General features: G+C 60.9%; 21 protein-coding genes and 1 pseudogene. 12 read left to right on the top strand and 10 right to left on the bottom strand.

What is annotated here, in order from left to right:
- Window position 1 precedes the first annotated feature (1 nt).
- From E0L15_RS07770 to E0L15_RS07755, 4 genes are all read right to left on the bottom strand, one after another.
- On the bottom strand, window positions 2-403 hold the full coding sequence (locus E0L15_RS07770) for a ribonuclease III domain-containing protein (protein ID WP_087369643.1): 402 nt from the start codon (window positions 401-403) through the stop codon (window positions 2-4).
- Window positions 404-1090: 687 nt separating this feature from the next.
- A complete protein-coding gene (locus tag E0L15_RS07765; protein ID WP_087229084.1) occupies window positions 1091-1456 on the bottom strand; it encodes a type II toxin-antitoxin system PemK/MazF family toxin in 366 nt (121 codons plus the stop codon).
- Window positions 1457-1625: 169 nt separating this feature from the next.
- Window positions 1626-2756: an alanine racemase gene (gene alr / locus E0L15_RS07760; RefSeq protein ID WP_168125152.1), complete on the bottom strand. Its 1131-nt coding sequence runs from the start codon at window positions 2754-2756 to the stop codon at window positions 1626-1628.
- Entirely contained in the window at window positions 2698-3354 is a 657-nt protein-coding gene (locus E0L15_RS07755) for a hypothetical protein (RefSeq protein WP_168125151.1), read from the bottom strand. Before E0L15_RS07755 ends, alr begins: the two co-directional genes overlap by 59 nt.
- Before the next feature lie 421 nt (window positions 3355-3775).
- Here E0L15_RS07755 and pheS point away from each other — a divergent pair, with 421 nt between their 5' ends.
- From pheS to E0L15_RS07700, 11 genes are all read left to right on the top strand, one after another.
- On the top strand, window positions 3776-4801 hold the full coding sequence (gene pheS, locus E0L15_RS07750; protein ID WP_168125150.1) for a phenylalanine--tRNA ligase subunit alpha: 1026 nt from the start codon (window positions 3776-3778) through the stop codon (window positions 4799-4801).
- Window positions 4802-4821: 20 nt separating this feature from the next.
- Window positions 4822-7518, top strand: a complete 2697-nt coding sequence (pheT, locus tag E0L15_RS07745; protein WP_168125149.1) for a phenylalanine--tRNA ligase subunit beta — start codon at window positions 4822-4824, stop codon at window positions 7516-7518.
- A gap of 133 nt (window positions 7519-7651) precedes the next feature.
- Window positions 7652-9016 carry an amidophosphoribosyltransferase gene (purF, locus tag E0L15_RS07740; RefSeq protein ID WP_168125148.1) on the top strand — a complete coding sequence of 455 codons (1365 nt, stop codon included), beginning with the start codon at window positions 7652-7654 and terminating at the stop codon, window positions 9014-9016.
- 119 nt (window positions 9017-9135) lie between these two features.
- Complete coding sequence (locus E0L15_RS07735; protein ID WP_168125147.1) at window positions 9136-10023, top strand: class I SAM-dependent methyltransferase; 888 nt, start codon at window positions 9136-9138, stop codon at window positions 10021-10023.
- On the top strand, window positions 10016-10864 hold the full coding sequence (locus tag E0L15_RS07730) for an energy-coupling factor transporter ATPase (RefSeq protein ID WP_168125146.1): 849 nt from the start codon (window positions 10016-10018) through the stop codon (window positions 10862-10864). The genes E0L15_RS07735 and E0L15_RS07730 overlap by 8 nt, the downstream gene beginning before the upstream one ends.
- Window positions 10865-10879: 15 nt before the next feature.
- Window positions 10880-11743 (top strand): energy-coupling factor transporter ATPase, encoded by an 864-nt coding sequence (locus E0L15_RS07725; protein WP_168125145.1) that lies wholly within the window; start codon window positions 10880-10882, stop codon window positions 11741-11743.
- Window positions 11740-12546 carry an energy-coupling factor transporter transmembrane component T gene (locus E0L15_RS07720; RefSeq protein WP_168125144.1) on the top strand — a complete coding sequence of 269 codons (807 nt, stop codon included), beginning with the start codon at window positions 11740-11742 and terminating at the stop codon, window positions 12544-12546. The genes E0L15_RS07725 and E0L15_RS07720 overlap by 4 nt, the downstream gene beginning before the upstream one ends.
- Window positions 12547-12577: 31 nt before the next feature.
- Complete coding sequence (gene truA / locus E0L15_RS07715) at window positions 12578-13333, top strand: tRNA pseudouridine(38-40) synthase TruA (protein ID WP_087369634.1); 756 nt, start codon at window positions 12578-12580, stop codon at window positions 13331-13333.
- A 48-nt stretch (window positions 13334-13381) separates the two neighbouring features.
- Window positions 13382-14560, top strand: a complete 1179-nt coding sequence (locus E0L15_RS07710) for a DUF5711 family protein (RefSeq protein ID WP_168125143.1) — start codon at window positions 13382-13384, stop codon at window positions 14558-14560.
- A 44-nt stretch (window positions 14561-14604) separates the two neighbouring features.
- A complete protein-coding gene (locus tag E0L15_RS07705) occupies window positions 14605-15327 on the top strand; it encodes a CvpA family protein (RefSeq protein WP_168125142.1) in 723 nt (240 codons plus the stop codon).
- A 90-nt stretch (window positions 15328-15417) separates the two neighbouring features.
- Complete coding sequence (locus E0L15_RS07700) at window positions 15418-17952, top strand: ATP-dependent Clp protease ATP-binding subunit (protein WP_168125141.1); 2535 nt, start codon at window positions 15418-15420, stop codon at window positions 17950-17952.
- A gap of 108 nt (window positions 17953-18060) precedes the next feature.
- Here E0L15_RS07700 and E0L15_RS07695 read toward each other — a convergent pair whose 3' ends face one another.
- The 6 genes and pseudogenes from E0L15_RS07695 to E0L15_RS07670 form a co-directional block, all read right to left on the bottom strand.
- Window positions 18061-18873 (bottom strand): hypothetical protein, encoded by an 813-nt coding sequence (locus E0L15_RS07695; protein ID WP_168125140.1) that lies wholly within the window; start codon window positions 18871-18873, stop codon window positions 18061-18063.
- An 84-nt stretch (window positions 18874-18957) separates the two neighbouring features.
- Window positions 18958-19392, bottom strand: coding sequence for a hypothetical protein (locus tag E0L15_RS07690; protein WP_168125139.1), 435 nt, complete (start codon window positions 19390-19392; stop codon window positions 18958-18960).
- A gap of 171 nt (window positions 19393-19563) precedes the next feature.
- Complete coding sequence (locus tag E0L15_RS07685; RefSeq protein ID WP_168125138.1) at window positions 19564-20763, bottom strand: NADP-dependent isocitrate dehydrogenase; 1200 nt, start codon at window positions 20761-20763, stop codon at window positions 19564-19566.
- Between the two features lie 146 nt (window positions 20764-20909).
- Window positions 20910-21683, bottom strand: a pseudogene (locus tag E0L15_RS07680) (hypothetical protein).
- A gap of 104 nt (window positions 21684-21787) precedes the next feature.
- Window positions 21788-22249 carry a GNAT family N-acetyltransferase gene (locus E0L15_RS07675; protein ID WP_168125137.1) on the bottom strand — a complete coding sequence of 154 codons (462 nt, stop codon included), beginning with the start codon at window positions 22247-22249 and terminating at the stop codon, window positions 21788-21790.
- A gap of 21 nt (window positions 22250-22270) precedes the next feature.
- Window positions 22271-23041: an MBL fold metallo-hydrolase gene (locus tag E0L15_RS07670; RefSeq protein ID WP_168125136.1), complete on the bottom strand. Its 771-nt coding sequence runs from the start codon at window positions 23039-23041 to the stop codon at window positions 22271-22273.
- A gap of 137 nt (window positions 23042-23178) precedes the next feature.
- Between E0L15_RS07670 and E0L15_RS07665 the strand changes: the two genes are divergently transcribed.
- Window positions 23179-23826 carry an HAD family hydrolase gene (locus tag E0L15_RS07665; protein ID WP_168125135.1) on the top strand — a complete coding sequence of 216 codons (648 nt, stop codon included), beginning with the start codon at window positions 23179-23181 and terminating at the stop codon, window positions 23824-23826.
- The last annotated feature ends 1 nt before the right edge of the window (window position 23827 follow it).

Genomic DNA, 23827 nt, shown 5'->3' with positions numbered 1-23827 from the left:
CTCATTCCTCCGTCATCATCCGTTCAAACAGCTCATTGAGCCGGTCCAGACGGCCCTGCAAGTACAGCCAGCCGAACAGAGCCTCCAGCCCGGTGGCGGCGTGGTACTCTCCCACGCTGGCCCCCTTGGGGATGGCGGCGGTGTGGCTGTTGCGGGCCCGGCGGTACACGTCCTGCTCCTCCTCGGTGAGGATGGGCAAAATCAGCTTGACCCGCTTGGCCTGGGCGGGGGCGGAGACATAGGTCACCGCCGCACGGTGCAGCCCCTTGTTTGTGGCCTTGCCCTTCAGGCACAGCCAGGTGCGCACCATGAGCTCATACACTCCATCCCCCAGGTGAGCCAGCGCCAGGCTGCTCATGGGGTGGAGGATATCCTGTCCCACTGACAGGTGAAAGTAATCCATATGATTTCTCCATTCTCTAGGTTGGCCCGGGCGTCCCCGGACATTCGGCATCTCTCCATAGTCTACCCCGTCCAGGCGAACTTGGCAAGTGTTTTCCGTTTTCCCCCTTCTCCCGGCACAAAAAAAGCCTGTCAGGAAAGGCTTGGCCGTTCCGACAGGCTAAACAGAGAGGGTGTCTCTGGAGTTGTTTGTCCGGGGGGCTCCGACTGCTGCCAGAGCAGCCCCGGTTGTTCGTTCGTCGCTGTCAAGGGAGGTCTCAGCTCTGCCTGGACATCTCTTCCTGACATGGCCTATGATACCAGAACCCCCATGTCGAATGATAGACAATTTGGGAACCAGTTGTGAACCTTTTGTAAACCCCAAAATCGGCCACACACAGGGCCAGTCTGCCAAAAAAGCTCATTTGCACACAAGAAGGATATGGTTTCTTGCATCATCCAAAAAGCCCTCGGCAGAGTTTTCCCGCCCGAGGGCGGGAAAATAAATTGAAATCTGTTTTTTTCGGGGACATGTGCATCGAAAAAAACACTTCTCAGCCCGCCAGTGTGGAATCGGGTCGCCCTTTGACCCGATTATGCATGCAGCGGGCTGCAACTCCTCTCAAAAATGCTGGCATTTTTGAGAAGAGTGTCGAATTGTTTCGACACGCTGAAACGGCCTGCCCGGACATCCAGGCAGGCCGCCGCATCAAACCAGTTGTTGGTTGGACAGGCCGAAGCTCACGGCAATGGCCCCATCCACCTTCTTCATCACTTGTTCGTCCACCCGGCCCATATGTTCCCGTAGCCGCCGTTTGTCCAGGGTACGAATCTGCTCCAACAGCACGATGGAGTCCTTGGGCAGGCCATAGCTGTGGGCTGCCAGGGTGATATGGGTGGGCAGTCGGGCCTTCCCCGTCTGAGAGGTGATGGCCGCTGCAATGACAGTGGGGCTGTGTTTGTTTCCGGTGTCGTTTTGCACGATCAGGACAGGGCGAACGCCCCCTTGTTCGCTGCCCACCACCGGACTGAGGTCGGCGTAATAAATATCGCCGCGTTTGACACTGTTGTCCACAGGATTTCACACTCCGCCGGATTTATAGTGCCCGGTCCTTGCCATGCCTGCCGGGTACTATCATTCTCCCACGGTGGGGCGGATCTTATACCGGTGGAACAGGATTCCTTCGCCACCGGGTGCCGCTCCATCTCTCGCCGCTCCCTCGGGGGCGACCCCCCGTGTTATCTTATGCGCCCTGGTACAATCTGGGCACCCGGGGGGAGACGGCGCACAGCAGCTCGTAGGGGATAGTCCCCGCCAGCTGGGCCATATCCTCCAGGGAGTGGTGGGCGCCAAACAGCTCCACCTCGTCTCCCGGCTGCACCTGGTCCTCCTCCTGGAGGGCCACCATGCACATGTCCATGCACACCCGGCCCACAATGGGCCGCTCCTGGCCGCCCACCAGCACGGTGCCCTGGCCGGACAACACCCGGTGCAGGCCGTCGGCATAGCCCACCGGCAGCACCGCCACCCGACCGCCGGAGGCGGGCATGTGCTGGGTGCAGCCGTAGCTCACCGGGGTGTCCCCCGGCAGCTCCCGCACCGCCGCCACCCGAGTCTTCAAGGTCATCACCGGCCACAGCTCCCCGGCGTCCAGCCCCTGGCAGGAGGGGTCGGGCAGGTAGCCGTACAGGGCAATGCCCGGGCGCACCATGTCCAGGTGGGTGCAGGGGAAGTTGAGCACGGCGGCACTGGCTGCGCAGTGGCGCAGCTGGAAGGTGCGGCCATAGGTATTTTTCAGCACATCCAGGGTGTCCAGGAAGCGGGTAAACTGCTCCATGGTGTACCCCTCGTCCCCGTCGGCGTTGGCAAAGTGGGTGAAAATGCCCTCGGCCTCCAGCCCCTCCAGGGCGCACAGGGCGTCCACGTCCTGGGCAGCCTGGGCCGGGTCGTGGGCCAGAATGCCCAGACGGCTCATGCCGGTGTCCAGCTTAACGTGGATTTTGGCCCGCTTGCCCTGGGCCGCAGCGGCCTTGGACAGGGCCTGGGCCAGCTGGGTGGTAAACACCGCCTGGGTCAGGTCATACTCCACCACCTGGGGGGCAAACTCCGCCGGGGTGGCCCCCAGGATGAGAATGGGCATGGTAATGCCCGACTGGCGCAGCTCGGTGGCCTCGTTGAGGCAGGCCACGGCCAGATAGTCCGCCCCCAGCTGCTGCAATTTGTGGGCCACTTCCTCCGCCCCGTGTCCGTAGGCGTTGGCCTTCACCACGCCCAGAAACTTACTCTGGGGGGCGCAAGACCGCAATACATGGTAATTATGCTCCAGATTGTCCAGACGGATCTCCGTCCAGGTCCGCATGGTCTGTTGATTCATCCTCGTTCATCTCCATGGTAAAATCATCACTTGTCACGGTGAGCACGGTGGCCCCATCCACCTGTACCTCCGCCATGCGAAGGGCAAAGGTGTCCGGGGCAAACCACATGGTATACTCCGTGCCCGCTCCCTGCTCCTGCTCCGGGTCCCGGCAGGTGAGTTCCAGGAAGGTGTCCTCCCCCTCCTGCGCCCAGCTGCACTGGGCTATGTAGCCCTGGGCCACCTGGTCCAGCATCTCCGGTATGGCGGCAATGGGGCTCAGGCCGTCCCCGTTGAGGGTGCCCAAGGTCATCCCCGCTCCGTCATACTCCAAGACAGCCTCCTCATCGGTCATCCGGGCGGTGACTCCTGCCATCCACTCCGGCTCCACCACGGTGAGTACCGTCTCTCCCTCCTGCTGGGCCGTTCCCTCTAAAGCGAACTCATAGAGCTGCTGGCCTAAATGGGCGCTGACCCGGAAGGTGCCCGACCAGCCGCTCATGGCCTGGTACTGGCCCCGCAGCAGCACGCCCTGCTGCTGCGCCTGTTGGTCCTGCTTGGAGCAGCCTGTGAGCAGCACCGTCATCATCAGCGCTCCGCAGGCCAATTCTCTGCGCAATGCGCTCCCCCCTTTCCCGTACTTGAGGGGCGGAAACCGCCGCCCCTGTCTCCATATATATGAAGCCGAGATGGGGGTATGTCAGATCGTGCACGCCCCATTATAAAGTTTTCCCTCTTGCTTTTCAACCTATATTGTGATATAAAAGTTTTTAGTGCAAATGCGAAGAACGGGAAAATAGCGTGCTGGCATATCTCAGAGAGAGGCGGTCACCGGCTGAAAGCCGCCTTGGTGTGTGTCGCTTGGTTCGCCCGGGAGCGGCCTGTGAGAGCAGGACGGCGTGCCCTCCGTTATGGGGCAAAGAGTGTGTGCGCATGGCGCACAAATGCGGGTGGTACCGCGGAAGGCTGGCCTTTCGTCCCTGTTTGTAGGGAGGAAAGGCTTTTTTCATTTTATATTTTACCCGAAAGGAAGAGAATAGATGAAGCAGCAATTAAACGACATTCGTGTGCAGGCCCTTGCCGCCTTCGAGGCCGCCGACAGCCTGGCAGCCCTGGACGCCCTGCGGGTGCAGTACCTGGGCAAGAAGGGCGAGCTCACCGGCGTGCTCAAGCAGATGGGTAAGCTCTCCGCCGAGGAGCGCCCCGTCATGGGCCAGCTGGCCAACCAGGTGCGCGCAGACCTGGAGGCCGCTCTGGAGACTCAGGGCAAGAAGCTGGAGGCCCAGGCCCTGGAGCAGCGGCTCAAGGACGAGGCCCTGGACGTGACCATCCCCGGCAAGCCCTTGAAGGTGGGCCACCGTCACCCCATGTATATCGCCCTGGATGAGATCAAGGAGATCTTCATCGGCATGGGCTTCACCGTGCTGGACGGCCCCGAGGTGGAGCTGGCCGAGCTGAACTTCGACCGCCTCAACGCCGAGGAGAACCACCCCTCCCGGGACTGGTCCGACACCTTCTATTTTGACGAGGACAGCCGGGTGATGCTCCGCTCTCAGACCTCCCCCATGCAGGTGCGGGCCATGGACACCATGGAGCTGCCCATCCGCATCATCGCCCCCGGCCGTGTGTACCGCAAGGACGAGGTGGACGCCACCCACTCCCCCATGTTCCACCAGGTGGAGGGCATGGTCATCGACAAGAACGTCACCATGGCCGACCTGAAGGGCACCCTGAACACCGTGGTGGAGAAGCTCTACGGCAAGGGCACCAAGACCCGCTTCCGTCCCCACCACTTCCCCTTCACCGAGCCCTCCTGCGAGATGGACGTGCAGTGCCACAAGTGCGGCGGCGTGGGCTGCCCCACCTGTAAGGGCGAGGGCTGGATCGAGCTGCTGGGCGCCGGTATGATTCACCCCCGGGTGCTGGAGATGAGCGGCATCGACCCCAACGAGTACTCCGGCTGGGCCTTCGGCATCGGCCTGGAGCGTACCGCCATGCGTCGGTTCAAGATCGCCGACCTGCGCCTGATTTTTGAAAACGACGTGCGCTTCCTGGAGCAGTTTTAAGGAAAGAGGGGAACATTACCATGAATTTAAGCAGAAACTGGCTGCGTGAATTTGTCACCGTAGACGCCAATGACCATGATTTTGCCGAGGCCATGACCCTGTCCGGGTCCAAGGTGGAGCTGACCCACGACCTGGGCGCTGAGATCTCCAACGTGGTGGTGGGCCGCATTCGGTCCATGGAGCGCCACCCCGACTCCGACCACATGTGGATCTGCCAGATCGACGCCGGCCAGGCCGAGCCGGTGCAGATCGTCACCGGCGCCTGGAACGTCCACCCCGGCGATCTGGTGCCCGTGGCCCTGCACAAGTCCACCCTGCCCGGTGGCAAGAAGATTGAGAAGGGCAAGCTGCGTGGCGTGTTGTCCAACGGCATGATGTGCGGCCTGCTGGAGCTGGGCCTGGACGAGCGGGATTTCCCCTACGCCGCCATCACCCCCGCCGCCATTCTGGGGGACTACAAGCCCCTGGACCCCGCCAAGCCCTCCATCTCCGCCGACATCAAGCCCGGCGACAAGATCTATGGCCCCGTGGTGGCCGCCAAGGTCCTGGAGTGCACCTCCCAGCCCGACGGCACCTTCCACACCTGCCTGGATACTGGAGACGGCACCGCCGCCCCCGACACCTGCTGCCCCAACCTCCACGAGGGGGATCTGGTGGCCTACAACACCAAGACCGACTCCATCTGCACCCTGGCCGACCTCCACGCCCAGCAGGCAGAGTTCCCCCACTGCATCCCCGACGGCGTTTTCGTGCTCCGGGAGGACTGCAAGCCCGGCGACGACATCAAGCCCATCATCAACGCCGACGACCACGTGGTGGAGTTTGAGATCACCCCCAACCGCCCCGACTGCCTGTCCGTCATCGGCCTGGCCCGGGAGGTGTCCGCCACCTTCGGCGCCCCCCTCACTCTCCACGAGCCCGTGGTGAAGGGCGGAGCCCAGGGCAACCTCATGGATCTGCTGGACGTGGAGACCCCCGCCGCTGACCTGGTGCCCCGGTACACCGCCCGCATGGTGCGCAACGTGAAAATCGGCCCCTCCCCCAAGTGGATGCGGGAGCGGCTGCGCTCCATGGGCGTGCGTCCCATCAACAACATCGTGGACATCACCAACTATGTGATGCTGGAGTATGGCCAGCCCATGCACGCCTTTGACTACCGCTATGTCCACGGCGGCAAGATCATCGTCCGCCGTGCCCAGGAGGGCGAGGAGCTGACCACCCTGGACGGCAAGAGCCACATCCTCAATGCCAACCACCTGGTCATCGCCGACGAGACCCGGGCCGTGGGCCTGGCTGGCATCATGGGCGGCGAGAACAGCGAAATCGTGGACGACACTGTGGACGTGGTGTTCGAGTCCGCCTGCTTTGACGGCGCCACCATCCGCAAGGGCGCTCTGGCCCTGGGCATGCGCACTGAGGCCAGCGCCAAGTTTGAGAAGGGTCTGGACCCCATGAACACCCTCCCCGCTGTGCAGCGGGCCTGTGAGCTGGTGGAGATGCTGGGTGCCGGCGACGTGGTGGATGGCATCATCGACATTCTCAACTACGTGCCCCAGCCCCGGGTGCTCACCCTGGAGCCCGACCGCATCAACGCCCTGCTGGGCACCGATGTGGCTGAGGAGGAGATGGTGCGCATCCTCCGCAGCCTGGACTTCCAGGTGGAGGGCAACCAGGTCACCGTCCCCTCCTGGCGTGGCGATGTCATCGGCATGGCGGACCTTGCCGAGGAAGTGGCCCGGTTCTACGGCTACAACAACATCCCCTGCACCCTCATGCGGGGCCAGACCACCCTGGGCGGCTACTCCGATGAGGAGCTGCTGGAGCGTCAGCTGGGCAGCATGTGCCGCACCATGGGCTATGATGAGATCATCACCTACTCCTTCATCTCCCCCACCTGCTACGACAAGATCAACTGGCCCGCGGACTACCTGGGCCGTAACTCCCTGAAGATCTTGAACCCCCTGGGCGAGGACACCTCCATCATGCGCACCACCACCCTCCCCTCCATGCTGGAGATTCTCACCCGCAACTACAACTACCGCAACCAGAACGTGCGCCTGTACGAGGTGGGCCGCACCTACGCCCCCGGCGGCGAGGATGGCCTGGCGGTGGAGTCCAAGACCCTCACCCTGGGCGCCTACGGCACCGACATGGACTTCTACACCATGAAGGGGTGCATTGAGGCCATTTTGAAGGACCTGCGGGCCAGCGACGTCACCTTCCGCACCGGCTCCGGCTTCACCGAGCTGGTGTCCTACCACCCCGGCCGCTATGCCGAGGTGTGGGTGGGCTCTGACTGCGTGGGCTTCTTCGGCCAGATTCACCCCCTGGTGGCTCAGAACTACGGGGTGGACGGAGAGCTGTACTGCGCGCAGCTGGCCCTGGACGAGCTGGCTCTGGCCAAGGGCGCTGACCCCGTGTACACTCCCCTGCCCAAGTTCCCCGCCGTCACCCGTGACATCGCTGTGGTGTGTGACGAGGCCGTCACCGTGGGCGCCCTGGAGGCCTGTATCCAGAACGCCGCCCACGGCCTGCTGAAGCAGGTGACCCTCTTCGATATCTACCGGGGCAAGGGCGTGGAGGACGGCAAGAAGTCCGTGGCCTTCAACCTGACCCTCCGGGCCGACGACCGCTCCCTCACCGGCGAGGAGGCGGAGACCGAGGTGCAGCACATTCTGGCCGCCCTGGCCTCTGAGCTGGGCGCCACCTTGCGCTAAGAGCCATTTTTCGGCAATTCGCAGATTGACAAGCTCCCGTCTACTCCGCTATAATGGGCGTATGACGACAGCAAGGGCGCTGTGGCCATTGTGGTCACAGCGCCCATTTGATTTTTTCCCAGGAGGAATGACTATGTCCATTCACGAGGAATGCGGATTGTTCGGCATCAGCGACCCCCACGGGGACTGTGCCCGCACCACCTATTACGGCCTGTACGCCCTCCAGCACCGGGGGCAGGAGGCCTGTGGCATCGCCACCATCAACCAGCGTGTGCTCTCCTTCCACAAGGATGTGGGCCTGGTGGGAGACGTGTTCCACCCCGACGTGCTGGACCGTCTCAATGGCACCATGGCCGTGGGCCATGTGCGCTACGCCACCACCGGCGGCGGGCAGCGGGAAAACGCCCAGCCCCTGACCCTCAAGTACGTCAAGGGCACCCTGGCGGTGGCTCACAACGGCAACCTGGTGAACACCGCCGAGCTGCGCACCTTCTTTGAGTATCGGGGCGCCATCTTCCAGACCACCACCGACTCCGAGCTCATCGCCTACGCCATCGCCCAGGAGCGGCTGCGCTGCGCCTCCGCCGAGGAGGCGGTGTGCCGGGCGGTGAAGGGCCTGCGGGGCGCCTTCTCCCTGCTGGTCATGTCCCCCCAGAAACTCATCGCCGTCCGGGACCCCTGGGGCTTCCGCCCCCTGTGCATGGGCCGCCGGGGGGATGCGGTGATCTTCGCCTCGGAGAGCTGCGCCCTCCACGCCGTGGGCGCCCAGTTCGAGCGGGAGCTGGACCCCGGCGAGATCGTGGTGGTGGAGGGCACCCAGGTGCGCTCCATCCGGGAGAACTGTCAGGGTTCCTCCAGCCATATGTGCATCTTCGAGTATATCTACTTCGCCCGCCCCGACTCGGTGCTGTGTGGCCAGTCGGTGCACCTGGCCCGGCGCAATGCCGGACGGCTGCTGGCCCGGGAGTTCCCCGTGGAAGCGGATGTGGTCATCGGCGTGCCCGACTCCGGCTTGGACGCCGCCATGGGCTTTGCCGAGGAGTCCGGCATCCCCTACGGGGTGGGCCTGGTGAAAAACCGCTACATTGGCCGCACCTTCATCACCCCCGGCCAGGAGAGCCGGGAGCAGGCGGTGCGCATCAAGCTGGGGGCGCTGGCCAGCTGTGTGGCAGGCAAGCGGGTGGTGATGGTGGACGACTCCATCGTCCGAGGCACCACCTCCAAGCAGATTGTCTCCCTGCTCCGGGAGGCGGGGGCCACGGAGGTACACATGTACTCCTCTGCCCCGCCCTTTATTGCCCCCTGCTACTTCGGCACCGACATCCCCGACCGGGACGCCCTCATCGCCTGCAACTACACCCAGGAGGAGATGCGGGAGATGATTGGGGCCGATTCCCTCCACTTCTTGTCTCTGGAGGCCCTGCACCAGATCGCACCCCAGGCCGACTGCGGGTTCTGCGACGGGTGCTTTACCGGAACCTATCCCATCGAAGTCTAATCCCCTCACCCCACGGAATGTTCCCCCTTCCGTGGGGTGTTTTTTCGTCCCCCACGGGTTTGACTAATTCCCACCTGTGTAGTATAATACGTTGATTATATAATGAGGAGAATGTGCTCATGTGGTTGGCCAAAAATTGGAAAGATTATGAGCTGCTGGACTGCGGCCGTGGAGAAAAACTGGAGCGTTGGGGCTCTCACCTGCTGGTGCGCCCGGACCCCCAGGCCATTTGGAATACCCCCCGCCAGAACAAGGGCTGGAAGACGGCCCACGCCCGCTATTCCCGCTCCCACACCGGAGGCGGCCAGTGGGCCTCCAAGCAGGTGCCGGAGCGGTGGCAGATTCACTATAAAGAACTGACCCTGAACGTGGGCCTGATGAACTTTAAACATACCGGCGTGTTCCCCGAGCAGGCGGCCAACTGGGACTTTGCCCAGGACCTCATCCGCCGGGCGGGCCGCCCCATTTCGGTGCTGAACCTGTTTGCCTACACCGGCGGGGCCACGGTGGCCTGCGCCGCGGCCGGGGCCAGCGTATGCCACGTGGACGCCGCCCGTGGCATGGTGCAGTGGGCCCGGGAGAACGCCAAGTCCTCGGGTCTGGAGGACAAGCCCATCCGCTGGATCATTGACGACTGCGCCAAGTTTGTGGAGCGGGAGATCCGCCGGGGCCGCCGCTACGACGCCATCATCATGGACCCCCCCTCCTATGGCCGGGGCCCCTCCGGTGAGGTGTGGAAGCTGGAGGAGAACCTGTACCCCTTTGTGGAGCTGGTGTCCAACGTCCTCAGCGATGACCCCCTCTTTGTGATTCTCAATTCCTACACCACGGGCCTGGCCCCGTCGGTTCTGACCTATATTTTGCAGACCGTCATCGGCGGCAAGTTCGGCGGGCGCACCGTGTCCAACGAGCTGGGCCTGCCGGTGACCCAGACCGGGCTGGCCCTCCCCTGCGGCGCCACTGGGCGCTGGGTGGCCTCTTCCGTGGAGCATGTCTACCATGGCTAATCCCATCATCCAGGCCAGAGGCCTGACCTTTCGCTACACCACCGCCGAGGGGGTAGCCCCCACGGTGCTGGACCATGTGGACCTGGACATTGAAGCCGGGACCTTCGTGGCCATTCTGGGCCACAACGGCTCGGGCAAGTCCACCTTCGCCAAGCACCTCAACGCCATCCTCCTGCCCACTTCGGGCAAGGTGTATGTGGACGGCATGGACACCACCGACGAGGACAAGCTGCTGGACATCCGCCGCACCGTAGGCATGGTGTTCCAAAACCCGGACAACCAGATTGTGGCCAGTGTGGTGGAGGAGGACGTGGCCTTCGCCCCGGAGAACCTGGGGGTGCCCTCAGATGAAATCCGCCGCCGGGTGGACGAGGCCCTGGAGGCCGTGGGCATGACGGAATATGCACGCCACGCTCCCCATCTGCTCTCCGGCGGCCAGAAGCAGCGGGTGGCCATCGCTGGTGTGCTGGCCATGCGCCCCCGGTGCATTGTGCTGGACGAGCCCACCGCCATGCTGGACCCGGTGGGACGCCGGGAGGTGCTGGACACCGTGTGCCGTCTCCAGCGGGAGCTGGGGATGACGGTGGTGCTCATTACCCACCACATGGACGAGGCGGCCCGGGCCCAGCGGCTGGTGGTCATGGACAACGGCCACGTGGTCATGGACGGCCCCCCCGCCCAGGTCTTTCAGAATGTGGTGGGCCTGCGCCGCCTGGGGCTGGAAGTGCCCGACTCGGTGGCGCTGCTCTATGAGCTGCGCCAGGCCGGGCTGGACGTGCCCCTGGACGTCCTCACCTGCGAGGACTGCGCCCAGGCACTGGCCCACATTCTACCCCGATAAGAGAGGCCCGTATCTATGACGCCTATCATTGAACTCAGACAACTCACCCATATCTATAGTCAAGGCACCCCCTTTGAGCACGTGGCCCTGCAAAACGTGGACCTGACCGTGGCCCCGGGGGAATATCTGGCGGTCATTGGCCGCACCGGCTCGGGCAAGTCCACCCTGATGCAGCACCTCAACGGGCTGCTCCGTCCCACCTCGGGACAGGTACTCTTTGAAGGGGAGGACATCTGGGGCTCCAAGGAGCGCATCCGTCAGGTGCGCTTCCAGGTGGGCCTGGTGTTCCAATATCCCGAGTACCATCTCTTTGAGGAGACGGTGTACCGGGATATCGCCTTCGGCCCCACCAACATGGGGCTGGACCAGGCCGAGGTGGACCGCCGGGTGCGGCAGGCCGCTTGCTTTGTGGGCCTGTCCGACCACACTCTGGAGAAGTCCCCCTTTGACCTGTCCGGCGGCCAAAAGCGCCGGGTGGCCATTGCGGGGGTCATCGCCATGGAGCCCAAGGTGCTCATTCTGGACGAGCCCACCGCCGGGCTGGACCCCGCCGGAGCCGCTCAGATTCTGGGCAACATCCGGGCCTATCACCGGGAGAAAAAGGCCGCCATCATTCTGGTGTCCCACTCCATGAACGAGGTGGCCCGGGAGGCCCAGCGGCTGGTGGTGTTCCGGGACGGCACCATTCCCTACTCCGGCACCCCCCAAGAGGTGTTCTCCCACGGGGCCGAGCTGGAGCGGATGGGCCTGGGCGTGCCCGAGATGACCCGGGTGTTCGCCCGGCTGCGGGACATGGGCTACCAGGTCCCCGCCTCGGTGTACACCGTGGAACAGGCCCGGGACGCCATCCTGCTGGCCCGAAAGGGGGCGCAGGCATGAACCTCAAGGACATTACCCTGGGGCAATTCTTCCCCGGCAACTCCTTTCTCCACCGGGTAGACCCCCGCATCAAGCTGGCGGGGCTTCTGGTGTATGTGGTGGCCCTATTTCTGGCCAATTGGTTTGTCACCTACGGCATCATGCTGGCCCTGCTGGTGTGGGGCTGCGCTGTGGCCCACATCCGGGCCAAAACCCTGCTGGGGGGCATGAAGCCGGTGATTTTCCTGCTGATCTTCACCGCTGTTTTGAACATGTTCTATACCCCCGGCACCCCTCTGGTGTCCTTCTGGATTTTTACCATCACCTATGAGGGTATTTTACACGCCTTTTTCATGGTGGTACGCATTCTCATGCTCATCTGTGCCACCTTCCTGCTCACCTACACCACCTCCCCCCTGGCCCTCACCGACGGTCTGGAGAGCCTGCTCTCCCCCCTGAAAAAGGTGAAGGTGCCGGTGCATGAGCTGGCCATGATTATGTCCATCGCCCTGCGCTTCATCCCCACCCTTATTGAGGAGACGGACAAGATCATGTCCGCCCAGCGGGCCCGAGGGGCCGACTTCGACTCCGGCGGCCTCATCCGCAAGGCCAAAGCCCTCATCCCCCTGCTGGTGCCCCTGTTCATCTCCGCCTTTCGCCGGGCGGACGAGCTGGCCACCGCCATGGAGTGCCGCTGCTACTGCGGCGGGACAGGCCGCACCCGGATGCGGGAGCTGCACCTGCGCCCCGCCGACTGGCTGTTTCTCCTGGGCCTGGTGGTGGTGGCCGTGGCGGTGGGCCTGCTGGCCCACGTGGGTCTGTGAGCGCCCCCCATTTTATCTATGAGGTGTACCTATGCAATCCCGTAACATTGCCCTGCGCCTGAGCTATACCGGCACCGCCTACCACGGCTGGCAGGTGCAGAAAAACGCCGTCTCCGTGGCGGAGACCCTGGAAAAGGCCCTGTCCTTTGTGGTCAATCACCCGGTGAAAGTCACCGGGGCGGGCCGCACCGACGCCGGGGTCCACGCCCGCACCTACGTGGCCAATTTCCGCACCACCTCCGGCATCCCCCTGGAGCGGCTGCCTTTGGCTGTAAATACCCGCCTGCCCGACGACATTGTGGTGTCCAAGGCCACCCTGGTGCCCGATGACTTCAACGCCATCGGCTCCTGCCTGAAAAAAGAATACACCTACCGCATCTACAACTCCCGCATCCGGGACCCCTTCTATGTCAACCGGGTGTGGTTCTACCCCCGCCATCTGGACGAGTCCATCATGGCGGCGGCTGCCGCCCAGTTTGTGGGCACCCACGACTTTGCCGCCGTGCGCTCGGTGGGTACCGAGACCCGCACCACCGTGCGCACCGTCCACTACTTCGACATTGAGCGGAAGGGACAAATCATCGACTGTCGGGTGTGCGCCGACGGCTTTTTGTACAACATGGTCCGGGCCATGGTGGGCACCTGCATCTATGCCGCCGAGGGCAAGCTGGCCCCCGAGGATATCCCGGACATTCTCTCCTCCCGCAACCGCACCTTGGCCGGGCCCACCGCCCCGCCGGACGGACTGTATATGACCAACCTGTGGTATGACGAGGACGTACTGTGACGATACTCCGGCGCCTGTGTGCGCCGCCGCCTTTTGAGGTATACGATTATGGAAGACACAAAGAATAACCAATCCAACACCCAGCCCAAAAAGCCCAAGTTTTTGGTGCGGGTTCTGCTCTTTCTCCTGGCCGTCCTGGTGGTCCTGGGTGCCGTGGCCGTGGTGGTGTTCCGGGACCGGCTGTCCCTGGACAACTTCAAGCGGTGGCTCCACTACCGCTCCCTGGTGCTCAACGACAGCGGCCAGGCCGACTCCTTCCCCCACGACGGCAGCCTGGACGACACCTTCGCCGTACTGGACGGAGACCTGCTGGTGTGCTCCTCCACCTCCATCTCCCTGTACTCCGGCAGCGGCACCCAGTATGTGGACCTGTCTGTGGACATGGACAACCCTGTGGTGGACACCAACGGCTCTCTGGCTGTGATCTATGACGCCGGGGGTTCCTCCCTGTACGTGCTGGGCCAGCGGGAGGTGATCTGGTCGGCCACCGACCTGACCTCCATCCTCTCGTCCCACCTCAACCAAAACGGACAGCTCACCGTGGTCAGCCAGACCAGCGGCTACAAGGGTTCCGTGACGGTGTACAGCACCGACTACGAGCCCATGATGAGCGTCAACCTTTCCTCCGCCTATGTCATGGACGCCGCTCTGTCCGACGACGGCCAAACCCTGTCCATCCTCAATGTGGGGCAAACCGACGGCGTGTTTGACTCCACCCTCTCCCTGTACACCCTGAACACCACGGACTCGGGGAACTTTGAGCCCAACCTCACCAGTGATCTGGGCTCCTCGGTGGTGCTGGAGACCCGCCACACCGTCTCCCAGGTCTGGTCTATCTCCGACCAGAACCTGACCCTCACCGACCACGAGGGCAACAACGCCGTCATCGACTGGAACGACATGCACCTCAAGCGCTACTCCCTGGCCGGGGACGGCTTCGCCGTGGCTCTGCTGGCCAAGTACCGGGCAGGCAGTCAGGGCGAGCTGTGGGTGGTCTCCTCCGACGGCTCCCACAAGAGCCTGGAGATCGACCAGCAGGTGCTCTCCCTGTCCGCTGCCGGGCGGTATATCGCCGTGCTCACAGGCAAGCAGCTGAACATCTACACCAAGGACCTGGAGCTGTACGCCACCCTGGACAGCACCCAGGGCGCCCGTCAGGTGCTGCTCATGGAGGACGGCTCCGCCGTGCTCATCTCCGCAGACAGCGCCAGCTTCTACGTGCCTTAAACGAATGAGATTGCCCCTGAGGGCGTATAGTTAAGGAGGATTCCATGACCGCTTATATTTTCGATGCCGCCATCGTCGTTATCTTGGCTTTCTTCGCCTGGCGTGGCGCCAAAAAGGGCCTCATCCTCACTCTGTGCGGACTGCTGGGCCTGTTTCTGGCCTTCTTCGGGGCACAGTTCATCTCCACCCAGTTCCACGGCCCTGTGGCTCACATTATGGAACCTGCCATCTACCAGGCTATCCGTGGGGCCGAGCCCCAGGGGGAGGAGACCGACTCCGGCGACCCCGGCCTGAGCATTCCCGGCAACATCGCCGAGCAGGCGGAGCCCGACTACACCCTGGACCAGCTGCTGGAGTCCATGAAGGAGCAGGGCCTGTTCGCCGGTTTCTCCTACTTCCTGGACCAGGCCAAGAACGAAGCGTCCATCCCCAGTGAGGGCGGGACCACGGTAGCCAGCGCGCTGGCGGACTACCTGGCCAACCTGGTGGCCAAGGCCACCCTGTTCGCCCTGTCCTTCCTGCTCATTCTCCTGATCTGGTTTTTGCTCAGCCACATTCTGGACCTGGCCTTCCACCTGCCCATCCTGGCCACGGTGAACACCGTGGGCGGACTGTTGGCAGGGCTTTTGAAGGCGGTGCTCATCGTCTTTGTGCTGGTGTGGCTGGGTCAGCTGGCGGAGATCATCCACGCCAACCCCACCACCCCGGTCCTCTCCCTGTTCACCCCCAAGGGACTGGGCGCTCTGTTGGATCGGCTTCTCCTGTGATTTTCAGGGAAATTTCAGATTCTTCATGCCTAGTTCATATTCTTCTGGTAGGGTACCCCAAAAAGGATACCTTCCGAAAGGAGTTTAACCATGCAGCCGACACTTTGTACTCGCTGCCACAAGAACGTGGCAGTGATCTTCATCACCAAAATTGAAAACGGCGAGACCAAACACGAAGGTCTCTGCCTGAAATGCGCCCGGGAACTGGGGCTCAAGCCTGTGGACGATATGATGCAGAAAATGGGCATCTCCGACGAGGACCTGGACTCTCTCTCCCATGAGATGATGTCCGCCTTCGGCGGCGTCGAGGGTCTGGAGCAGCTGGCCCAGGAGCGCCCGGAGAACCCCGACGAGGAGGAGGACGAGGGGCGCACTGCTACCTTCCCCTTCCTCAGTAAGCTCTTCGGGGCGCAGCCTCCCCAGGAGGGCTCCGGCCCCCGGGGCGGCAAAGAGGAAAAGCCCTCTGGCCCGCCCAAGCCCCCCAAGCGCAAGTTTTTGGAAAACTACTGCATTTCCCTGACCCGCAAAGCCCAGGAGGGCAAGCTGGACCGCATCGTGGGCCGGGACAACGAGATTCAGCGCACCATTCAGATTCTCAACCGCCGCCAAAAGAATAACCCCTGTCTCATCGGCGAGCCCGGCGTGGGTAAAACCGCTATTGCCGAGGGTCTGGCCCAGAAAATCCAGGACCGCCAGGTGCCCTATAAACTGCTGGACAAAGAGGTGTACCTGCTGGACCTCACCGCCCTGGTGGCAGGCACCCAGTTCCGGGGCCAATTTGAGAGCCGCATGAAGGGCCTCATTGAGGAGATCCGCAAGCTGGGCAACATCATTCTGGTCATTGACGAGGTGCACTCCATCGTGGGCGCCGGCGACGCCGAGGGCTCCATGAACGCCGCCAACATCCTCAAGCCCGCCCTGTCCCGGGGCGAGATTCAGGTCATCGGCGCCACCACCCTCACCGAGTACCGCAAGTATATCGAAAAGGACACTGCCCTGGAGCGCCGCTTCCAGCCTGTGATGGTGGAGGAGCCCTCCATGGAGGAGGCCACCCAAATCCTCCAGGGCATCGCCCCCTACTATGAGGGCTACCACCACGTGGTCATCACCCCGGACATCTGCCGTCTGGCGGTGTCCATGAGTGAGCGGTACATCACCGACCGCTACCTCCCCGACAAGGCCATCGACCTCATCGACGAGGCCGCCTCGGAGGTCAACCTCCACAACAAGGACCTGGCTCGTATGGCGGAGATCGAGAAGGAGCTGGCCGACTACGCCAAAGAGGTGGACGTGGTGCTGGCCGCCACCGGGGCCGACAATCCCCAAATCCAAGATCTGCAGCAGCAGGAGCAGAAGCTCCAGCGGCAGCGGGACAGCCTGGAAATGGCCATCAGCCGGGACGACAACGAGGCCCCCAACCGGGAGGACCCCGCCTTCCAGAGCCGCCAGGAAGAGCGCCGGGGCCAGCTCCAGGACCTGGAGAGCAAGCTGTCCCAGGTGACCACCCAGAAGGAGCAGCTCCAGGAGGAGTGCAACCAGAAGGCCTACCGCCGTCTGGCCGAGCTCAAGAGCCGTCAGGCCCAGCTGAATGCCCAGCTGGAGGAGCTGAAAGCCAAGGGTGACCCCATGCTCACCGTGGCTCATCTGGCCCGTGTGGTGGAGCTGTGGACCAAAATCCCCGCCAGCCAGATTCAGGAGCAGGAGTTTGAGCGTCTGGCCCATCTGGAGGACCGCCTGAAGACCCACATTGTGGGCCAGGACGAGGCGGTGTCCGCCGTGGCCCGGGCCATCCGCCGTGGCCGTGTGGGCATCTCCGCCAAGCGCAAGCCCGTGTCCTTCATCTTCGTGGGCTCCACGGGTGTGGGCAAGACCGAGCTGGTGAAACAGCTGGCCGCCGACCTGTTCGACTCCCCCGAGTCTCTCATCCGTCTGGACATGTCCGAGTTTATGGAAAAGCACGCCGTCAGCCGCATCATCGGCTCTCCCCCGGGCTATGTGGGCTATGACGACGCCGGACAGCTCACCGAGAAGATCCGCCGCAAGCCCTACTCGGTCATCCTCTTTGACGAGATCGAGAAGGCCCACCCCGACGTGCTCAACGTGCTGCTGCAAATTCTGGACGACGGCCACATCTCGGACGCCCACGGCAAGGTGGTCAACTTCGAGAACACCGTCATCGTCATGACCTCCAACGCCGGAAGCAACGTCAAGGGCGGCTCTCTGGGCTTTGACCGCTCCCCCACCCAGTTGGCCAAGGACAAGGCCATGAAGGGCCTGGAGTCCTTCCTGCGCCCTGAGTTCATCAACCGGGTGGACGAGATTATCTGCTTCAACCAGCTCTCTCAGGAGAACTTCCAGGAGATCGCCAAGATCATGCTGGGCGAGCTCAGCCAGGTGCTGCGCAACAAGGGCATCACCTTCACCTATGACCAGAGTGTGCTGGACTACCTGGTGGACACCTCCTTCTCCCCCGTCTACGGCGCCCGCAACCTGCGCCGCCAGATTCAGAAGGATTTGGAGGACGCCATCGCCTCCCTGCTCATCGACCACTACGACCAGGCCATTGTGGCCCTGGATGTGGCGTGTGTGGACGGGAAGCTGGTACTCAACCCCACGTTCCAATAAACTTTAAGAGGGACTGTTGCAAAGTTCAGACTTTGCAACAGTCCCTTTATCATAAGTATCTAAAGTTGTACACGATTTATCATCAGCAGTCATGTAACAACACAACACTCACACTTCAATCCTCTCAGATTGATTCAGGCCCTTTACATCAATCCTCTTAACTCGTTTACCAGTTTTTGTTATAAATCGACACTGTTCACAAACCTTTGCTGGAGTGTTCTTTTCTTCATCATCTTTGATTTCCTTCAGCTTGGAAATAACAGTCGAAAGCTCTAGACTAAGCCTGCTTCTTTTCTCCTTAATCTTTGATATCTCCACAGCACTATACTCTGGCTGCGCCTGCAGACATTGAATTTTCTCTTGTAGTTCTTGTATCCGGAACTCAATTTGTCTCTTAGCAAATTCCAGACAACCAATATACGTATGTACACTAGTACTCCACACATGCTCTTTACTAGCTACGTGTTTTTGGTGACATCGTACACATTCTGTAATAGTCTCACATTGATCATCGCGTTGGTAACTAATCTCATTATGTACATTTTCTTTATACCGAGTCAAACCGCATCTCTCACAAACTGATATTTGAGTACAACATTCCTTCTCATAATACTGATATTCCCCCCACTTATGTTTCTCATTTCCATGCTTCACTGCATGACATCTCTGGCAAATAAAAACTTCAACACAGTTGCCATCGTAATGGTCTAGCACGAAATCATGTTTTTCATTCCCATATAGCTCTGCCTGACATTTTGTGCAAACTAAGACCTCTTCACAGTTCTTATCGTAATGGTCAAACACAAAATTATGATTTTCTCTCTCCTCTCTTTTATTGCACTTTAAACACGTTCGGCTCATTTTACAACTGCTTTCTTCTTTCCATTTTCCCCATTTGTGAAAAAATAAACATCCCGACATAATCCTTCCCTCCAATTCACAATCACAATAGTAATTTGTAATTTCATGTAAACTATTGAAAATCCTCCAACTGTCACGATACTGTTATAATGTAAATCTGTGATATATGTTGGGCGACAGTTCTTTGATTAGTCCATATTCCACCAAGGCGTGCATAATCTTAATAATATCTGATCTATGAACTCTGACACAAGAAGTTTCTTCCAGGTGTTTTTCAATATCCTCAATGGCAAAGCAATCTTTTGGTAGATTCGCAATGGATTTCTTAATCAATAAGTACAATTGTTGATAATTGGCTTCTTCAATCCTGTGTTTCTGTATTTGTGTTATAGATTGTGCAGCATTGCTCATATTCTGAAGGTATTGGTTATATATGGACTCCATCTCTCTTTTCATCTGTTCTGACTGTCTAACCTTTTCTTTGCTTTTCATTGAGTAAATTACAGCTACAATCGCACTAATGACAGATATCACTGAAGTCAGCAGCTCCAACAATTTAATTATAAATTCAACTTCCATAATTACAACATCTCCTGATTTCAATCATACCACGGAAGTCTGTCATAGATTGCATGTTGTACCGTATCTTAATTCCATTTGCAATAAAAGTATTAACTTCCAGATTGAAAAATAAAAATTTTTTAACAGCCCCCGGCCAATAATGGCCGGGGGCTGTGTGTTTCTCTAAAATCAGAGCTTTGCGGCGATGGCCCGCATGAACTCCAGGCCAGTCACCTTCTGGGCGGGGGCCTTCCCCTCCCACAGGCCCACCAGGTCACCGGTCATGACACCGGACTCGATGGTGTCAATGGCGGCCTTCTCCAGGCGGTGGGCAAAGTCGGTGAGCTCGGGCAGGTTGTCCAACTCGCCCCGCTTGGCCAGAGCGCCCGTCCAGGCGAAAATGGTGGCCATGGGGTTGGTGGACACCTGCTCACCCCGCAGGTGGCGGTAGTAGTGCTGGGTGACGGTGCCGTGGGCGGCCTCGTACTCATAGTAGCCCTCGGGGGACACCAGCACAGAGGTCATCATGGCCAGAGAGCCGAAGGCGGTGGACACCATGTCGCTCATGACATCGCCGTCGTAGTTCTTGCAGGCCCAGATGAAGCCGCCCTTGGAGCGGATGACACGGGCCACAGCGTCGTCAATGAGGGTGTAGAAGTAGGTGATGCCCGCCTGCTCAAACTTCTCCTTATACTCCGCCTCAAAGATGTCGTGGAAGATATCCTTGAAGGTGTGGTCATACTGCTTGGAGATGGTGTCCTTGGTGGAGAACCACAGGTCCTGCTTGACGTCCAGGGCGTACTGGAAGCAGGAGTGGGCAAAGGACGTGATGGACTGGTCCAGGTTAAACTGGCCCTGCACCACGCCCCGCCCCTTGAAGTCCTGGATGGTCTGGCGCTGCTCGGTGCCGTCGGCGGCAGTGAACACCAGCTCCGCCTTACCGGGGCCAGTCAGGCGCATTTCGGTGGCCTTATACACGTCACCAAAGGCGTGACGGGCGATGGTGATGGGCTTGGCCCAGTTCTTCACCACCGGGTTGATGCCCTCCACCATGATGGGGGCACGGAACACAGTGCCGTCCAGAATGGCACGGATGGTGCCGTTGGGGGACTTCCACATCTGGGAGAGGTTGTACTCCTCCACCCGCTGGGCGTTGGGGGTGATGGTGGCGCACTTCACCGCCACGCCATACTTCTTGGTGGCCTCGGCGGCGTCCACCGTCACCTGGTCCCCGGTCTCCTCCCGGTGGCGCAGGCCCAGGTCGTAATACTCGGTTTTCAGGTCAATATACGGCTCCAGCAGCTCCTCTTTGATCTGCTGCCAGAGAATGCGGGTCATCTCGTCCCCGTCCATCTCCACCAGGGGGGTCTTCATCTGAATTTTACTCATGGGTATCGCTCCTTTTTCCCTTGCCTCGGGCGTGTACTCGTAGCTTTCATTTTACCCCAGGGCCGTAAAAATTTCAAGCACTTTCGCACACTAGCGAGCCAACATTTTTGCGCAGAAAAAGGGCCGGGAGATCCCGGCCCTTTTGGTTAGGCAAAGAAGCGGTTCCAATAGCCCATGACAAAGATGATGAACATGATAATGGGCAGCAGATAGGTCACATAGAAGCGCACGTTGCGGGGGAAGCGCAGGCCCGAGCCAGTGTTGGCCTCGGCCAGGAAGTTGTCCCAGCCCCAGCCCTTGCGAGTGACGCAGAACAGCAAATACACCAGGGAGCCCAAAGGCAGAATGTTGTCGCTGACCAGGAAGTCCTCCAAATCCATGATGGAGGTGCCAGCCCCCAGAGGCTGGAAGCCGCTCCACAGGTTAAAGCCCAGCACGCAGGGCCTCGCCGGGGAGGGTGTGCTCCTTGCCAATGTAGCTGCCGAAGATGGCCAGAGCGCCGATGCCCAGAGACAGGGTGAAGAAGGCCTGACCCATGGCGGCGTAGATGGCCTCCCAGAGGATGAAGTTGCCCTGGGCATCGTACATCAGGTTGTGGAAGTTGGGCATGAGGTAGAAGGCCAGGCCCTCCATACCGCCCTCCAGGGTGAGGGAACGCACGGCCAGCAGTACCATCACCGCCAGCAGGCAGAGCATCATGGCCTTATATTGATCTTCTCCACGCCGTTTTGCAGGCCCCGGGAGACCACCAGCATGCTGCCCACCACCACCAAAAACAGCAGGTACACCACCACAAAGGCGGCCCCGCCGTACTGGCCGGTGATGTAGGGGAACCGCCATACGTTGCCCAGCCCGATGGCGCACCCGGCGGATATGAGCAAAAAGCCCAGCCGGGAGGAAAAACTCTCGCGTTGTTTCATGGTTGCAAACTCCTCTTTTCTCTTGTCTCGTTCCCAGAGTTGGGATGATACTCGAACACTCTACACGTTTTTCCCCCGTCAGTCAAGCACAGCACTGTGCTAAATTATCCAATCTCTGTCACCGGCTTCTCCATGACGAAGTTGGTCAGGGCTACCCCCTGCCGCTCCACCTGCTGCTGACGCACCACCCGGTAGCCCCGGGCCTCAAAAAAGGGGCGGGCGGTGATGGAGGCGTGGGTGGTCACAGGCCCTGACACCGCCCCCTCCAATCGGTCACACAGGGCCCGGGCTATCCCCTGGCCCTGGCAATCCCAGCGCACATACAGCCGGTCCAGATAGCCGTCTGGGTGGATGTTCCCAAAGCCGAGGATGCCCGTCTCGTCCTCCGCCACCAGGGCACAGTGGCCCTGAAAAGACTGCTCCCACTGCTCCAGGTCCATCTTCCCGGTGGCCCACACCGCCAACTGCTGGGGGGTGTAGTCTCTGGCGTTTACCCTGTGGACGGTGTTGTAAAACAGCTCTGCCATTTCCCGGCCGTCTCCCGGCTGAACATCTCGAATCTTCATGTTTTGTCTCTCCTCTCTCCATCACAGCTGGATGGCCCAGTCCCCATAGGTATGGGTTCCGCTTCCGTGGCGCAGCTCCCCCGCCCGGTCCAGCTGGCGCAGCTTGTCCCGCATCTCCAAGCACAGCTCTGGGGGCAGGTCCAGGTCATGGTGGCCGGGAAAGAGTCGCTGCACAGGCAGCTGGGCCACCTGCTCCAGGGATTTGAGATAGGCCTGGGGGTCGGTGGAGGGGAACCAGGCGGTGAGCAACCCCCGGTAAATGAGGTCCCCGGTGAACAGGTAGCCTCGCTCCGCCTCCCAAAAGCACATATGGCCCGGGGCATGGCCGGGGGTGTGGAGCACTTGAACCGCCCGGTCCCCCAGCTCAAGGGTCTCCCCGCCCCGGAGCACCCGGGTGGGGGTGCCCTGGAAAAATTCGTAGGTGTTCACGTCATAGCCCTCAGGCAGCTGACAGCGGTCCGTCACATAGCCCCGTATCAACTCAATGGGCTGGGGAAAGCCCCCCTGGAGCCAGGACAGCTCGGCCTCGTGGGCGTAAAAGTCCGGGTAGTAGCGGTGCCCGCCGATGTGGTCCCAGTGGATATGGGTGGCCACCGCCGTCACCGGGCCCCGGGCCAGCGCAGCCACCACCGGGGAGATATCACAGATGCCCAGGCCTGTGTCAATGAGCAGGGTGCGGTCTCTGCCGTTGAGCAAATAGCAGTGGGTCTCCTCCCAGTGGCGGTATTCGCTGATGATATAGGTATCCGGGTCCACTTGGTCCACGGTAAACCATGGGTTTTGGTCCTGCATGGGCGCCCCTCCTTGCGTGTCATTGCTCCCCATGATAGCACAGGGGCCGGGTGAACTCAACCACTCCATCTTGGTCTTGTCCCTGCCCGCCACTTCCGGTATAATAGTTCCATCCCATACAAACGAGGAAGCTACTTATGTACACCCACATTTTCTTTGACTTAGACGGCACCCTCACCGACCCCAAAGAGGGAATCACCAACTCGGTGGCCTATGCTCTGGCCTCCTTCGGCATCCACGAGGACCCGGACCGCCTCACCCCCTTCATCGGCCCGCCCCTCATCGACTCCTTTATGGAGTTCTACCACTTTGACCTTCCCACGGCCCAGAAAGCGGTGGAGAAATACCGGGAATACTTCTCCCAGAAGGGTATTTTTGAAAACAAAGTGTTTTCCGGCACTCAGCCCCTGCTAGCCCAGCTGAAAGCGGTGGGAAAGACCGTGTGTCTGGCCACCTCCAAGCCGGAGGTATTCGCCCGTCAAATCCTGGAGCACTTCCACATTGATGGCTACTTTGACCAGATTGTGGGCAGCTGCCTGGACGGCACCCGCACCAAAAAGGGCGAAGTGATTGGGGAGGTATTCACCCGGTTGGGGGAAAAGTGCCCGGACAAGGCCCGGTGCGTCATGGTGGGCGACCGCCTCCACGACATCCACGGGGCCCAGGAGAACGGCCTGGACTCCATCGGCGTCACCTTCGGCTATGGCAGCCAGGAGGAACTGACCCAGGCCGGAGCCACCCACATCGCCCACAGCTTTGAAGAACTGGCCCAGATTTTGGGCTAAA

This window comes from Pseudoflavonifractor sp. SW1122 (genome assembly GCF_012027765.1).
Classification (GTDB): Bacteria; Bacillota; Clostridia; order Oscillospirales; family Oscillospiraceae; genus Enterenecus; species Enterenecus faecium.
Note: the sequence above shows the minus strand (reverse complement) of the source record. Positions and strands in the feature narration are given on the sequence as shown.